Origin of the sequence: Pulveribacter sp., assembly GCF_032079985.1 — a bacterium.
In the GTDB taxonomy this organism is placed as follows: domain Bacteria; phylum Pseudomonadota; class Gammaproteobacteria; order Burkholderiales; family Burkholderiaceae_C; genus Melaminivora.
Genome location: NZ_DAMATK010000006.1, coordinates 94,779 through 108,449, shown reverse-complemented (window position 1 = coordinate 108,449; position 13,671 = coordinate 94,779). Strand labels below are relative to the sequence as shown.

Below are 13,671 nucleotides of genomic sequence, written 5' to 3'. Positions count from 1 at the left end.
ACCTGGCCGTGGTGGTCGATCTGTTCTCGCGTCAGGTGGTCGGCTGGTCAATGGGTAGCCGCATCGATACCGGGCTGGTGCTCGATGCGCTGGTAATGGCCTTGTGGCGTCGTCGACCCGAGCAGCCAGTCACGGTGCATTCGGACCAAGGCAGTCAATTCACTGGGCATGACTGGCAGGACTTCCTACGCGACCACAAGCTGATCTCCAGCATGAGCCGCCGGGGCAACTGCCACGACAACGCCGTGGCCGAGAGTTTCTTCCAGTTGCTCAAGCGCGAACGTATCCGCCGCCAGATCTATCTAACGCGCGATGCCGCCAAGGCCGACGTCTTCAACTACATCGAGATGTTCTACAACCCAAAGCGGCGCCACGCCACTGCCGGAGATACTTCGCCGGTAGAGTTCGAACGACGCCATTACCAACGGCTCAAAAGTGTCTAGGGAATCCGGGGCGATTCAGATGGTGAAGTGTCGACTGTCTTTGTCCAGATTGCGCCGCACTGTCGGTTAACGTCACGAGAGCAGGACTCAAGCACTGCAATTATCATCGCGCGCAGCCCCTCGTTCGGCCACGCACGCCGGGCCCCGCTTGTAAAAACAATTTGGATCTAGGGACCACTTGGCGTGGCTGACCCAGATCGTTGGCATGGTGCGCAGCCGCCCCACGATTTCACGGAGTTCCTGATCGATGTGCTTTTCGGCGACCGCCAGCCTGACAGCCGGCACTTTCCTTATGGGCGTGGGCATAGTGACCACGCACATGGCCCGCACCGGTGGAGAGCGGGCTTACGCAGCGATCCCACTGCTGTTTGCTATCCAGCAGCTTACCGAAGGCGTGGTCTGGCTCAGCTTCGGCTGGGGCATTGACGCGGTGACAGCGGCGGCGACGCAGCTGTATTCCTTCTTCTCGCACGTGCTCTGGCCCGTGTACGTGCCTGTTGCGGCATGGCTGATCGAGCCTGACCGCAACCGCCGACGCTTCCTGGCCGCCGTCTGCCTCGCCGGGCTCGGGGTCGGGGCATATCTGCTGTACGCGATGTTTGCCTACCCCATCGTCGCCACCCCGGTTGGAGGCCACATCGACTACGCATCCCCGCATTTCTACATCGCAGCCTCCATGGGCCTTTATCTGACGGCGACGACCGTAAGCCTGATTCTTTCAAGCCACCGCTGGGTCAGACTGTTCGGGGTGCTTTGCCTAGGGTCGGCCGTAGCGGCGTACGCCTTCTACGCCCACTGGTTCATCTCCGTCTGGTGCTTCTTCGCGGCGGCAATGAGCATCGTTGTTGCACTGCACCTGATCGCCGCGCGAGGCGAAACCTCGGCCTTGGTGGAGAACGCTCGATGACTGTTCGCCGTCCAGCGGCGGCTTCCGCGCGCCAGTTCAGCGATATTCACTTCGTGCTGCTGCTTGTCGCAGGGCTCGCCGTGTCCATGTCGTATGGCGTGACCTTGCCGGTGCTTCCGGAGCTGGTGCCGCGGGTGCGGGGTGGCGGTGCCGACGTGGCCGCCCGCCACACCGGGTGGCTGACTGGCGCCTACACCGTGGCGTTGTTCGCGTGCTCGCCGGTTTGGGGCGCCGTATCCGACTTTCTGGATCGCCGTTGGGTGATTGCCATCGGACTCGCCGGCTCCGCCATCGCCTTGTCACTCCTCGGTACGGTCAGTTCACTTGCAGGTGTCTACGCCGCGCGCATCGGCGCCGGGCTGGTCGCGGCCGCCGTGATGCCGGCAGTGCTAGCCTATGTGGCGGAGACAACGGCACCGGAGCGCCGCCAGCGCCGCTTCGCCTGGGTGGCCTCGGCCACGGCGCTCGGCTTCCTGCTCGGGCCCGTGGCTGGCAGCGCAGCGTCTGCGCTCGGCAACCGGGTTTCAGGGCTTGACCTGGTGGCATCCGTGTGCCTGCTGGCCGCAGTGCTGGCCGCCCGCCTGCCACGAGTACAGGGTGCTGAGGACGCCGCAGGGTTGGGGCCGGCCATCGCGAATTCGAGTGTGTCCTTGGGCCGGATGCGCCGGGCGCTCCTGTTGACCGCAGCAGTGGTGTTCGGAATCACGGTAGCCGAAGTCGGCCTGACACTCCAGGGCGGCCCTGTGGGGCCTTACTTTGCCTTGTGCAGCGTGCTCATGGTCGCAATGCAACTGGTAGGCTACCCAGTGCTGGAACGCTGGATCGGCGAGCACAGGCTCGTGTGGATTTCCCTTGCAGTGATGGCGGTCGGTGTGGGCCTGCTGTCCTGGCGGGCGCCTTGGAGTCCCGCCGTCGCTTTCGTATTGGCGGCCAGTGCCCTCGGTGTGCTGATCCCCGCACTCGCCGTCAGGATTTCCTCCGCAGCAGGGCTTCGACAGGGGCGCGCGATGGGCAGGCAGGCTGCAGCCGGCAACCTGGGTCAGGCAGGCGGTGCCGCGCTGACCGGAGTCCTGTTCTCCGCGGTGGCACCCGCGCCCTTCCTGCTGGCTGGAGCCATGCTTGCCGTCGGCGCCGTAATCGCTTGGGCGAAGCCTGAAGGCGTGGACGGCAGTTCCTCGGCAGGCTGAGGCGAGGCAGCCGCCGAACGGCTCAAGCCATTCCTGCGGCCTGCATGGCGGCACGGATCAAGGTGGCCGCGGACCAGACCACGACTTCGCTGCCGCCATGCTCGCCGAGCACGTAGGTATGGACGTTCCTCGCGACGACGCCGCAGTGCCGCCGACAGTTCGGACCGCAGCCGCGCCGAGTCGAACGGTGCCGGAGCCCATCACTTGGCCCGGAGGCAGGCCCGGACACGTTCAGGGCGAAGAACGTGAGTGCATCCACCGGGTTGGGGCCGGCTAGCAGAAGGCCGCCGGGGTTCACGTGCAGGGCGGCTTCCACCAGCGGGCGCATGATCGGGTCGTCTCAGAATTCGGAAAACGAAGCACGCTAAGGCGCAGTCACCCCGTGACCACCCCGCACTGACATCGCGAGGTTCGTTCCGTCTTGCAGTGACGCAATCAACGGGCAGGAAACGTTGCCGTTTCGCGCATGGCATGCACACACCAAGTCAGACAGCACGGCCTCCATGCGCGCCAGGTCAGCCATTTTCTCGCGCACGTTCTTGAGCTTGTGCTCGGCCAGACTGCTGGCTTCCTCGCAATGGGTCCCATCCTCCAGCCGCAGCAGCTCGGCGATTTCATCCAGACTGAAACCCAGCCGCTGGGCTGATTTCACGAACCGCACGCGCGTTACATCCGCCTCACCATAGCGGCGGATGCTGCCATAGGGCTTGTCGGGCTCCGGCAACAAGCCCTTCCGCTGATAGAAGCGGATGGTCTCCACGTTGACCCCGGCAGCCTTGGCAAAAACGCCGATAGTCAGACACTCCAAATTGTTTGCCATTTCGCTTGACTCCGTACATGACTACGGACCTAAGGTTACGCCCTATCCCATTCAATTCGAAAAGGACAAGACGCATGTCTGAGCCACAAAACGCGCGCGGCGCGCTCTTCGCTGGAGGGCTGGCCGCCAGCCTCGCCTCTGCTTGTTGCCTCGGACCGCTGGTTCTGGTCGCCTTGGGATTTAGCGGGGCATGGATCGGCAACCTAACAGTGCTGGAGCCGTATCGCCCGTTTTTCATCGGCGCAGCGTTGGTGGCGCTGTTCTTCGCTTGGCAGCGCATCTACCGCCCGGCGCAAGCCTGCACACCGGGTGAGGTCTGCGCGATTCCCCAAGTGCGAGCTACTTACAAGCTCATTTTCTGGATCGTGGCCGCGCTGGTCCTGGTCGCGATGGGATTTCCGTACGTCATGCCATTTTTCTATTAATCACAGGAGTTCTTCATGAGAAAAAAACTGTTTGCCGCCCTCGTCCTCGCTGCCGTTGTTGCCCCGGTGTGGGCCGCCACTCAGACTGTCACGCTGTCCGTACCGGGCATGACCTGCTCCGCCTGCCCGATCACCGTCAAGAAGGCGATTTCCAAAGTCGAAGGCGTCAGCAAAATTAACGTGACCTTCGAGACACGCGACGCGGTCGTCACGTTCGATGATGCCAAGACCAGCGTGCAGAAGCTGACAAAGGCAACCGGAGACGCGGGATATCCGTCAAGCGTCAAGCAGTGAGCCACTGAACCTTGAACCTTGAACCTTGAACCTTGAACCTGCGGCGATCATGATAAATAGGAGTTGTTGCATGACCCAACTAAAAATCACCGGCATGACCTGCGACTCGTGCGCGGCGCACCTCAAAGGCGCGCTGGAGAAAGTGCCCGGCGTGCAGTCGGCGCTGGTGTCCTATCCGAAGGGCACAGCGAAACTCGCCACCCTGCCGGGCACGTCATCGGACGCGCTGACTGCCGCTGTGGCAGGACTGGGCTACCAGGCAACGCTTGCCGATGCGCCACCGACAGACAACCGAGCCGGATTGCTCGACAAGGTGCGCGGCTGGAAGGGGGCCGCCGATAAGCACATTGGCAACGAACGTCTGTTGCAAGTAGCTGTGATCGGCAGCGGTGGAGCCGCGATGGCTGCTGCGCTGAAAGCCGTCGAGCAAGGCGCGCACGTCACGCTGATCGAGCGCGGGACCATCGGCGGCACCTGCGTCAATATCGGCTGTGTGCCGTCGAAGATCATGATCCGCGCCGCTCACATCGCCCATCTGCGTCGCGAAAGCCCGTTCGATGGCGGGGTCGAAGCGACCGTGCCTGCGATTGATCGTAGCAAACTACTGGCCCAGCAGCAGGCACGTGTCGATGAACTCCGCCATGCCAAGTACGAAGGCATCCTGGACGGCAATTCAGCCATCACCGTGCTGCACGGTGAAGCGCGTTTCAAGGACGACCAGAGCCTTGTCGTCCGTTTGAACGAGGGTGGCGAGCGCGTCGTGATGTTCGACCGCTGCCTGGTCGCCACGGGGGCCAGTCCGGCCGTGCCGCCGATTCCAGGCTTGAAAGACTCACCCTACTGGACTTCCACCGAGGCGCTGGTCAGCGACGCCATTCCCGAACGCCTGGCCGTGATCGGCTCGTCGGTGGTGGCGCTGGAACTGGCGCAAGCCTTTGCCCGGCTGGGCAGCAAAGTGACGGCCCTGGCGCGCAACACCTTGTGCTTCCGGGAAGACCCGGCCATCGGCGAGGCCGTGACAGCCGCTTTCCGGGCCGAGGGCATCGAGGTGCTGGAAAACACGCAAGCCAGCCAGGTCGCCCATGTGGACGGCGAATTCGTGCTGACCACCGGACACGGTGAATTGCGCGCCGACAAGTTGCTGATCGCCACCGGCCGGGCACCGAACACGCGCAGCCTGGCCTTGGAAGCAGCGGGTGTTGTCGTCAATGCGCAAGGTGCCATCGTTATCGACAAGGGCATGCGTACGAGCAACCCGAACATCTACGCAGCCGGTGACTGCACCGACCAGCCTCAGTTCGTCTATGTGGCGGCAGCGGCCGGCACCCGTGCCGCGATCAACATGACCGGCGGCGATGCGGCGCTCGACCTGACCGCAATGCCGGCCGTGGTGTTCACCGACCCGCAGATTGCCACCGTGGGCTACAGCGAGGCGAAAGCGCATCACGACGGGTTCGAGACCGACAGTCGCACCTTGACCTTGGACAACGTGCCGCGGGCAGTGGTCAATTTCGACGCCCGCGGTTTTATCAAGCTGGTGGCCCAAGCGCGGACCGGGCGCTTGATCGGTGTTCAGGCGGTCGCGCCAGATGCGGGGGAACTGATCCAGAGCGCGGCGTTGGCCATAAGGGCCGGCATGACGGTGCACGATCTGGCCGACCAGCTGTTCCCCTACCTGACGATGGTCGAGGGCCTGAAGCTCGCCGCGCAGACATTCACCAAGGACCTCTCGCAACTGTCCTGCTGCGCGGGATGAAGTTGTACCAGTGACTTATCGTGGAGAATTCGTACACCAGCTCGCCGAAGGCGGCCTCAAGCAATCGGCGGCACGCGTTTCGTCTTTCGACAAGGAGGATTTGCATCGGGTTTCGGCGCGCTGCGACGCCGCATGACAAGTTCGTAATGGTTCGGTCAGTGGCCGGCCGAGGGTGGTCTTCAGAATTGATGTCATCAGAGGTCGCAATCAAAGCCGCGCATGGTGTTCGGCTCGAGCCCCTGGCGAAAGGAACCAACGTGAACAAGCTCGCAGTGACCCTTCTGGGCGCCGCACTCTTCGCGGGCGTTGCGTCCGCCGCCACCGACACTCGCGCCGACCCGGCGTCCAGGAGCGGCACCTACTACGGGCTGCACCCCAAGCTGGGCATGGTCAAGGTCGATCGAGCAACCAACGCCATGGTCGTGACCAAGCGCGACAAGGAACGCGCCGCGGCGTCCGCCGCCACGCCGTCGCGTTAACGAGAAGAAAGCAGTACCAATCCCGACCGGGTACAGGCGGGCAGCGACACGTCAACCGCAATCGCATGCCGGTTGGCAGGAGAAAGCGACAGAAACTGCGCAGGGATGCTGCCTAGCCGCTGGACGATTACCCCGGGTCATGTTCAGCGGTCGCGGCTGCCGCGATTCGGCGCACCCCCGGGGCCAACCGTCTTGAGACTCAGCTCCCCGATCGGACGCTGGCCGGTAGGGGAATGCCCAGGCTGCGGTCCGTTGCCGCGATCGACGTCGCCCCATCGGGCTGCGTGCAGGCCAGCGCGCGGACGGCGTCGATCGTTTCCGGGATGACTATTGCCTGGTTGTCCACCATGTACGTGAAGAACAGCTCATCGCCCTGGAGTGTCACCAGGTCCTCCCACAAGCCGACCTCGTACAGGTCGGCCCGCGGCCGCCCGAGGTCGCCCATCATTTCCTTGACCACGTTGATCGCACCCAGGCCGTCGCTGCTGCGCAAGAGGGCGATGCGGCTGGACGTGCGAAAGGCTGCAAGAACCTCGTCCAGCGAGGCGGCACGCGTCATGCGCACATTCCAGCAATGCACGTGAGCCAGGGTCTGTGGCACCGCTACCGCCATGGTCACCACGTCCAGCGCGGGGTCGACCGTCTTGGCGTCCGGCCCCTGGTGGCTGGGCACCTTTTCCTCCGGCACCAGCGTGTTCATTAGCCCGCCACGGTGACCGTCCACAGGGTCGGTCGCGCGCCGCATCAGCGTGCCGCGCGCCTGCAGCAGCAGGCCGGCCCGGCGCAGCGCACCCAGCGTGCGCACGATGGAGGTGGTGTTGCAGGAGACCACGCGGGTAGCGACATGTCCCAGCGCCTGCGCGTAGTTGCTCTCGGCCACGAAGGAATGGCCCGCCATTTCATGCTTCTCACCGCCCTGCAGGATGAAGCGGATGCCGGCGCTGCGGTAGCGGGGGACGTTGCCCGCCGCCACCTTCTTTGGAGTGCAGTCCACCACCACGTCGGCCTGCTGTAGGAGGTTTTCCAGGGTATCCACCACCGGAAGCCCGACCGAGCGCATAGATGCAAGGGAGGCGGCATCGCCGGCGAAGATCGGCAAACCCAGAGCGGCGGCCACCTGCAGCCGCCAGTCGGTGGCGACGTCTGCCACGCCAGCCAGCTGCATGTCCGTCTGCAATGCGACTGCGTCAGCCACTCGCTTTCCAATGACGCCATAGCCGACTACGGCCACGCGGATACGGGTTTCGGGCGTTCGGATTCTCATGGGTGCCTTTCCTCTCGGGTTCAACCTGCAGCGCCGGGCAGCGCGCCACCAGAGGAGGCATCTTGCTCCGGGCGTGATCTGTGGATGCCGGTCAGGCGGGTGCGCTTGAGCAGCAGCGCATTGATGGCCACGATGGCCGAGCTGCCCGACATGGACAGCGCCGCCACTTCCGGCGACAGGGTGAAGGGGTAGAAGACGCCGGCCGCCAGAGGGAAGGCGACGGTGTTGTAGCCCACCGCCCACCAGAGGTTCTGGTGCATCTTGCGCAGCGTGGCGCGCGACAGCTCGATCGCACCCACCACGTCGAAGGGGTCGCTCTTCATCAGCACCACTTGTGCGCTTTCCATCGCCACGTCAGTGCCGGCGCCGATGGCGAAACCCACGTCCGCCTGCGTCAATGCCGGAGCGTCGTTGATGCCGTCGCCGACCATCGCCACCTTATGTCCCTGCGACTGAAGTTCCCTGATCTTGTCGGCCTTCTGTCCGGGCAGAACATCGGCGAGCACGATGTCGATGCCCAGTTCCTGCCCGATGCGATCGGCGGTGGCCTGGTTGTCCCCCGTCAGCATGGCGACCTTCACGCCACGCTTGTGGAGCGCCTGGATGGTGTCCCGGGAACTCGGTCGCACAGCGTCGGCAATGGCGATCAGGCCCAGCAACCGGCCGGCACGCGCCACGTGTACCACGGTGCGGCCCGCGCCCTGCAGGCGCGCCGCTTCCTGCGACAAGCCGGCCAGATCCACCCCGTGGCTTTCCATCAGCAGCCGGTTGCCCAGCAGCACCGTGTCACCCGCCAGTTCGGCCCGGGCACCCTGACCGTCGATGTTGGTGAACGCCACCGTGTGCTCCACAGGCAGATCGGCCGACTTCTTCAGGATCGCCAATGCCAGCGGATGTTCCGAAAACTTCTCCACGGCCGCCGCGGTTGCCAGCAGGGTGGAGGTATCGGTGCCCGGGGCGCTCACGAGGTCGACCACGTCCGGCTGGCCCACCGTCAAGGTGCCGGTCTTGTCGAACACCACGACGGTCAGCTTGGTGGCGTTCTCTAGGGCCGCAGCGTTCTTAAACAGGATGCCGTTCATGGCTCCGAGGCCGGTACCGACCATCACGGCCATGGGCGTCGCGAGCCCCAGTGCGTCGGGACAGGCTATGACGAATACCGTGATGGTTAGCGTCACTGCGAACAGCAGCGGCTGCCCGAGCACCCAGTACCAGACGATGAAGGTCGCGAGCCCGATGCCGATCGCTGCGAGCACCAGCCACTGCGAAGCCCGATCGGCGAGCAATTGCCCTGGAGCCTTGGAGTTCTGTGCCTCCTGGACCAGCTTGACGATCTGGGCCAGGGCCGTGTCCGCGCCGACTTTGGTCGCCTTGTAGCGGAAGCTACCGCTCTTGTTGATGGTCGCGCCTATCACTTCGTCGCCGGTGCCCTTCTTCACTGGCATGGATTCACCGGTCAGCATGGACTCGTCGACTTGCGAGCCGCCTTCCATGACGACCCCGTCAACCGGCACTCTGTCGCCGGGCTTTACCACGACGATGTCTCCCAGGACCACCTCGGACGTCGGCACCTTCTGTTCCTCACCGTCGCGGAACACGGTGGCCATGGGCGGCGCCAGGTTCATCAGCGAACGGATCGCGTCGGAAGCACCGGCACGCGCGCGCATTTCCAGCCAATGCCCGAGCAGGATGAACACCAGCAGGGTGGCTACTGCCTCGTAGAACACTTCGCCCTCGTAGAAGAAGGTGGCGCCGATGCTGAAGAGGTAGCCTGTGCCAACCGAAAGAACCACCAGCGTCGCCATATTGGTCACGCCATTGCGCAATGCCCGCCAGGCCGACACATAGAACGGCCAGCCGGGATAGATGATCGCCGCCGACGCGACCAGGAACAGGAACACCTTGCGGTCCATGCCAAACGGCACGGTGAAGTCCCCGACCATGGCCCCCATCGGGGAGTAGAGGAACACCGGTACGGCGAACAACAGGGCCACAAAGAACCGGTTGCGCATGTCGCGGACCATGTCGTCCATCGACTGCCCGCTCCCGTGGCCCATCTCGTGCATCATGTCTTGATGCTCTCCGCCGGTTTTGGCGGTCTTCGCATCCGCGGCCGCGTTTCCGCCGTGCTGCGCGTGCGCACCATGGCCGGTATTGGCATGCGCGGCATGGGCTGCTGGGTCCGGAGCTGCTTCGCACACGTGCCTGGGCGTCAGTTCGCCGGCGCAATGGTGGCCGCAGTCCTCGATGGTCGTGCGGATCCGCTCACGGGTGACCCGCGCCGGATCGAACGAGACAGTGGCGCTCGCGGGCACCGGGTTTACGGACACCGACACCACGCCTGGGATCGCGGCGAGCCGCTTCTCGACGCCGCGGGCAGAAAGCGGGGACAGCAGATTGCCGACCTCGAAGGTTGCGGATTGAATCATCTTTATGGTCCCTTCTTTTAATGGCCGCCCGACCCGTCCACGTGGGCAGCGGCCTTGCGGGCAAGGATGGATTCCTCGTCGGTCTCGAGCACGTTCACCTTTATTCCGCTGTGTGAGGTGTGAACGCTAGAGGCGTTGGCCAGGTTGGCTTTGGCATCGAGCTCGACACCCAGGAAGCGCAGGCCGTCGCACACTGCTTGCCGGACGAACGCTGCGTTGGCGCCGATTCCGCCCGTGAAGACGATCCGGTCGACGCCCTCCATAGCGGCTGCCAGCGCACCCATATGCCTGCGTACCTGATAGCAGAAGTAGTCGACCGCCTTGCGAGCCTCGCTCGAGTGTGCCGAAATGTCGAGCAGCAACTTCATGTCGCCTGAGGTGCCGGTCAGGGCCTTGAGCCCCGACTCTTCGTAGAGGGCGGCTTGCAACTGCCGGACATCCGTCTCGCCGGACTGCAGCAGGAACAGCAGCGCACCGGGATCAAGATCGCCGCAGCGCGTGGTCATCGGGACGCCGCTGAGCGGGGTCACGCCCATGCTCGTTTCCACACTACGTCCCTGGGCAATGGCGCACAGTGAGGAACCGCCACCAAGGTGCGCGGCAATGACACGCTCGGAGAAGACCGGCTCGCCGCTGGCCGCCAGTTGTTGCAACACGGACTCGTATGAGAGGCCGTGGAAGCCGTAGCGGCGCACTCCGAGCGATCTAAAGCGCTCCGGCACAGCAACGAGGCTCGCACGCGCAGGGAGAGTCCGGTGAAAACCCGTGTCGAAGCATGCAACATGCAACGCCCCCGGGAATGCCTGCCGTGCTGCATTGATCGCTGCAACGTTCAGGTGCTGATGAAGAGGCGCCAGCGACGACCAGTGAGTGATCGCGGCCAAAGTCGGTGCATCGATCGTTACGCTGTCAACCGGCAGGTCGCCTCCGTGAACCACTCTATGTCCGACAGCCTCTATCTGCAACGTCGGCCAGCGCTGCGCCAGTTCGCCCAACAATAGTTCGGTCGCGGAGCGGAATTGCAGGGGTCCAAGTTCCTGCGTGTCGGCATCCCCGCCAGGTTCGCGGGTCAGCAGTCGCGCATTCGGCGAGGCAAGTCCGGACACACTGGCACTCCAGAGCTGGTGCAGGTCGCGCTCGTACAGTGCCAGTTTAGTGCTGGTCGAGCCGGCGTTCAGTGCAAGCAGGGTCATGTTCTTGTTCTCCAAACCATCTTGACACTGCGCGTTCGGTCTCGCTTGATTTAGCTCAAGTGGCGCCCACCTGCTGGGCGCTGCTTGCCTCGGCCTGGCCCGTCGCGTTGCTGAATGCCGAAGAGCGCCTCATTTCAGAAAGACGCTGCACGCAATTTTCGTGCTACTTGGCAGGCTCGATGGACGTCACGAACATCTTTCCTCCCTCGCTGACCACCATGAAACGGATTTTGTCGCCGACCTGTACCTTGTCGAGTAGTAACTTGTCCTTGGCGTTAAACACCATGGTCATCCCCGGCATCTCTAGGTGCTTGATGTCACCGTGCTTGATGGTGATTTTTCCAGCGTCCTTATCGATCTTGCGCACCTCTCCATCCGTCATGGAGGCTGCAGCCAGAGCAGCGGGCTTGCTGGCGTCAACCGTGGCCTGTGCCATGGCCGACAGCGGCAAGAGGGTGGTCAGCGACAACACGGCGCCGATCAAAAGGTTGTTTGCGTTTTTCATGTGAATTCCTTGTCCTAATAGCGTGGAGGTGTTCCGCGTTTACTTTTTGACCACCGTGACCTGGCCCTTCATGCCTGCGTCGAAATGGCCGGGGTAGAGGCAGGCAAACTTCACTTCGCCAGCCTTCGTGAAGTGCCAGATGATCTGGCCTTGCTTGCCCGGCGCGAGCGATACCTTGCTGGGCTCGTCATGCTCCATATCCGGGAATTTTTTCATGGTCTCGTAATGTTCTTTCAACTCGTCGTCGGTGCCCAGGCTGAACTCGTGTTTGACCTGGCCGCTGTTCTTGATCACGAACTTGATGGTCTCGCCCTGTTTGACGGAAATTGCTGCAGGCGTGAAGCGCATGGTGTCGGCCATATCGACATTGATGGTGCGGCTGACCTTGCCGGCCTTACCGGGCTGACCAATGGCGGATTCCGCGCTGCCGTGACCGCCACCGTGGCTTCCGGCTGCAAAGCTGCTGAAAGATAAGGCGGTGAGGGCGGAAGCGGCGATCAGAGAGAGAGTGCGTTTCATGAGTACCTCGTGGAGTGAAATTGTGGAATCCGTTGTTAGTGACCGCCGTGGGACGAAGGCTTTTTGACTTTGACAACCGTGTCCGATGCGGACCTGTTCTTGCGCGGCATGGATTGGCCACCTTCTGCCTTGAAGCGGGCCGGCTCGGCCACAGGACCGGTGTACTCGTAAGCAACCGTTCCCTCTGGATGTTTGTACCAACCGGGGTTGGTGTAATCGCCCGGCTTTTGGTCTCGACGGACCTTGACGACGCTGAACATTCCGCCCATCTCTACCGAGCCGAAGGGGCCTTCGCCGGTCATCATCGGAATCGTGTTGTCAGGAATTGGCATTTCCATTTCGGCCATGTCCCCCATCCCACGCTCGCCCATCACCATGTAATCCGGGATGAGGCTGTTGATTTTCTTTCCTATGCCACGGTGGTCGACCCCGATCAAGGTGGGAATGTCGTGCCCCATGGCGTTCATCGTGTGGTGGCTCTTGTGGCAATGAAACGCCCAATCGCCTTCCTCGTCGGCCAGAAACTCGACTTGGCGCATCTGGCCCACGGCAATATCGGTTGTTACCTCATACATGCGGGTGCTTTTGGGGGTAGGGCCTCCATCAGTACCCGTGATCAGGAATTCGTGCCCATGCAGATGCATCGGATGGTTGGTCATCGTCAGATTGCCCATGCGAATGCGCACCTTGTCGTTCAGACGCACATTCAGCGAGTCAATACCGGGGAAGATGCGACTGTTCCAAGCCCAAATGTTGAAGTCTGTCATCTCTGCGACCTTGGGCGTGGCCGCGCCCGGCTCAATGTCATAGGCACTTAAAAGGAAGCAGAAGTCCCGCTGCACTTCGTCTATGAGCGGGTGCTTTGCCTTCGGGTGGGTGATCCAGAAACCCATCATGCCCATGGCCAGCTGCACCATTTCGTCGCCATGTGGGTGGTACATGAAAGTGCCTGGTCGGCGTGCCACGAACTCGTAGACAAAGGTCTTCCCGGCTGGAATAGCGGGCTGTGTGAGGCCAGTTACTCCGTCCATGCCATTGGGCAATCGCTGCCCGTGCCAGTGAACGCTGGTGTGCTCGGGCAGCTTGTTGGTCACGAAGATACGTACGCGATCACCCTCTACAACCTCTATGGTCGGGCCAGGGCTCTGGCCGTTGTAACCCCAAAGATGGGCTTTGAAGCCAGGGGCCATTTCGCGCACCACAGGCTCTGCTACGAGATGGAATTCCTTGACGCCTTGGTTCATGCGCCAAGGCAGCGTCCACCCGTTGAGCGTGACCACTGGGTTGTACGGGCGCCCGGAATTGGGAACCAGCGGCGCCATGGTGTCGGGACCTGTCTGAAAAACCGGCTCCGGCAAAGCCGCCATCGCCACCCGGCTCACACTTGCTGCAGCCACGGCCCCGCCGGCAATGCCAGCAAAGCGAAAAAAGTCTCTTCTCGAACTCATTT

15 protein-coding genes are annotated in these 13,671 nt (G+C 63.0%); 7 read left to right on the top strand and 8 right to left on the bottom strand.

Translation table 11 applies throughout. From position 1 onward, the window contains the following. From RT282_RS14950 to RT282_RS14940, 3 genes are all read left to right on the top strand, one after another. Positions 1-443: IS3 family transposase (locus RT282_RS14950; RefSeq protein ID WP_313315559.1), on the top strand; the 443-nt coding region annotated here is incomplete at its 5' end. Between the two features lie 247 nt (positions 444-690). Beyond that, positions 691-1,350 carry a DUF6629 family protein gene (locus tag RT282_RS14945; protein WP_008905318.1) on the top strand — a complete coding sequence of 220 codons (660 nt, stop codon included), beginning with the start codon at positions 691-693 and terminating at the stop codon, positions 1,348-1,350. Continuing rightward, complete coding sequence (locus tag RT282_RS14940) at positions 1,347-2,537, top strand: MFS transporter (protein ID WP_008905317.1); 1,191 nt, start codon at positions 1,347-1,349, stop codon at positions 2,535-2,537. The genes RT282_RS14945 and RT282_RS14940 overlap by 4 nt, the downstream gene beginning before the upstream one ends. A 22-nt stretch (positions 2,538-2,559) precedes the next feature. Here RT282_RS14940 and RT282_RS14935 read toward each other — a convergent pair whose 3' ends face one another. Continuing rightward, positions 2,560-2,853, bottom strand: coding sequence for a hypothetical protein (locus RT282_RS14935; protein ID WP_313315555.1), 294 nt, complete (start codon positions 2,851-2,853; stop codon positions 2,560-2,562). A 48-nt stretch (positions 2,854-2,901) separates the two neighbouring features. Beyond that, entirely contained in the window at positions 2,902-3,357 is a 456-nt protein-coding gene (gene merR / locus RT282_RS14930; protein WP_055394792.1) for an Hg(II)-responsive transcriptional regulator, read from the bottom strand. 74 nt (positions 3,358-3,431) lie between these two features. Between merR and merT the strand changes: the two genes are divergently transcribed. From merT to RT282_RS14910, 4 genes are all read left to right on the top strand, one after another. Then, complete coding sequence (gene merT / locus RT282_RS14925) at positions 3,432-3,782, top strand: mercuric ion transporter MerT (RefSeq protein WP_008905314.1); 351 nt, start codon at positions 3,432-3,434, stop codon at positions 3,780-3,782. A 15-nt stretch (positions 3,783-3,797) separates the two neighbouring features. After that, complete coding sequence (gene merP / locus RT282_RS14920) at positions 3,798-4,076, top strand: mercury resistance system periplasmic binding protein MerP (protein WP_008905313.1); 279 nt, start codon at positions 3,798-3,800, stop codon at positions 4,074-4,076. Positions 4,077-4,146: 70 nt separating this feature from the next. Then, on the top strand, positions 4,147-5,832 hold the full coding sequence (gene merA / locus RT282_RS14915) for a mercury(II) reductase (RefSeq protein WP_313315547.1): 1,686 nt from the start codon (positions 4,147-4,149) through the stop codon (positions 5,830-5,832). 257 nt (positions 5,833-6,089) lie between these two features. Beyond that, positions 6,090-6,311, top strand: a complete 222-nt coding sequence (locus RT282_RS14910; RefSeq protein ID WP_008905311.1) for a hypothetical protein — start codon at positions 6,090-6,092, stop codon at positions 6,309-6,311. A gap of 199 nt (positions 6,312-6,510) precedes the next feature. On the opposite strand, the gene RT282_RS14905 is transcribed toward RT282_RS14910, so the two are convergent. The 6 genes from RT282_RS14905 to RT282_RS14880 all read right to left on the bottom strand — a co-directional run bounded on the left by RT282_RS14905 (position 6,511) and on the right by RT282_RS14880 (position 13,669). After that, positions 6,511-7,575: a type II glyceraldehyde-3-phosphate dehydrogenase gene (locus tag RT282_RS14905; protein ID WP_034694474.1), complete on the bottom strand. Its 1,065-nt coding sequence runs from the start codon at positions 7,573-7,575 to the stop codon at positions 6,511-6,513. Positions 7,576-7,595: 20 nt separating this feature from the next. Then, positions 7,596-10,004 carry a heavy metal translocating P-type ATPase gene (locus tag RT282_RS14900; protein ID WP_008905309.1) on the bottom strand — a complete coding sequence of 803 codons (2,409 nt, stop codon included), beginning with the start codon at positions 10,002-10,004 and terminating at the stop codon, positions 7,596-7,598. Positions 10,005-10,021: 17 nt separating this feature from the next. After that, positions 10,022-11,197, bottom strand: coding sequence for an acetate/propionate family kinase (locus tag RT282_RS14895; RefSeq protein ID WP_313315542.1), 1,176 nt, complete (start codon positions 11,195-11,197; stop codon positions 10,022-10,024). Between the two features lie 163 nt (positions 11,198-11,360). Then, positions 11,361-11,702, bottom strand: a complete 342-nt coding sequence (locus RT282_RS14890; RefSeq protein ID WP_008905307.1) for a copper-binding protein — start codon at positions 11,700-11,702, stop codon at positions 11,361-11,363. Between the two features lie 39 nt (positions 11,703-11,741). Further along, positions 11,742-12,221, bottom strand: coding sequence for a cupredoxin family protein (locus RT282_RS14885; protein WP_313315536.1), 480 nt, complete (start codon positions 12,219-12,221; stop codon positions 11,742-11,744). 35 nt (positions 12,222-12,256) lie between these two features. Next, positions 12,257-13,669, bottom strand: coding sequence for a copper oxidase (locus RT282_RS14880; RefSeq protein ID WP_313315533.1), 1,413 nt, complete (start codon positions 13,667-13,669; stop codon positions 12,257-12,259). Between the last annotated feature and the right edge of the window lie 2 nt (positions 13,670-13,671).

Bases quoted from the DNA above. Each gene is read 5' to 3' on its own strand.
- RT282_RS14945 (WP_008905318.1), top strand. From the start codon at position 691: ATGTGCTTTTCGGCGACCGCCAGCCTGACAGCCGGCACTTTCCTTATG.
- RT282_RS14940 (WP_008905317.1), top strand. From the start codon at position 1,347: ATGACTGTTCGCCGTCCAGCGGCGGCTTCCGCGCGCCAGTTCAGCGAT.
- merR (WP_055394792.1), bottom strand. From the start codon at position 3,357: ATGGCAAACAATTTGGAGTGTCTGACTATCGGCGTTTTTGCCAAGGCT.
- merT (WP_008905314.1), top strand. From the start codon at position 3,432: ATGTCTGAGCCACAAAACGCGCGCGGCGCGCTCTTCGCTGGAGGGCTG.
- merP (WP_008905313.1), top strand. From the start codon at position 3,798: ATGAGAAAAAAACTGTTTGCCGCCCTCGTCCTCGCTGCCGTTGTTGCC.
- merA (WP_313315547.1), top strand. From the start codon at position 4,147: ATGACCCAACTAAAAATCACCGGCATGACCTGCGACTCGTGCGCGGCG.
- RT282_RS14905 (WP_034694474.1), bottom strand. From the start codon at position 7,575: ATGAGAATCCGAACGCCCGAAACCCGTATCCGCGTGGCCGTAGTCGGC.
- RT282_RS14900 (WP_008905309.1), bottom strand. From the start codon at position 10,004: ATGATTCAATCCGCAACCTTCGAGGTCGGCAATCTGCTGTCCCCGCTT.
- RT282_RS14895 (WP_313315542.1), bottom strand. From the start codon at position 11,197: ATGACCCTGCTTGCACTGAACGCCGGCTCGACCAGCACTAAACTGGCA.
- RT282_RS14890 (WP_008905307.1), bottom strand. From the start codon at position 11,702: ATGAAAAACGCAAACAACCTTTTGATCGGCGCCGTGTTGTCGCTGACC.
- RT282_RS14885 (WP_313315536.1), bottom strand. From the start codon at position 12,221: ATGAAACGCACTCTCTCTCTGATCGCCGCTTCCGCCCTCACCGCCTTA.
- RT282_RS14880 (WP_313315533.1), bottom strand. From the start codon at position 13,669: ATGAGTTCGAGAAGAGACTTTTTTCGCTTTGCTGGCATTGCCGGCGGG.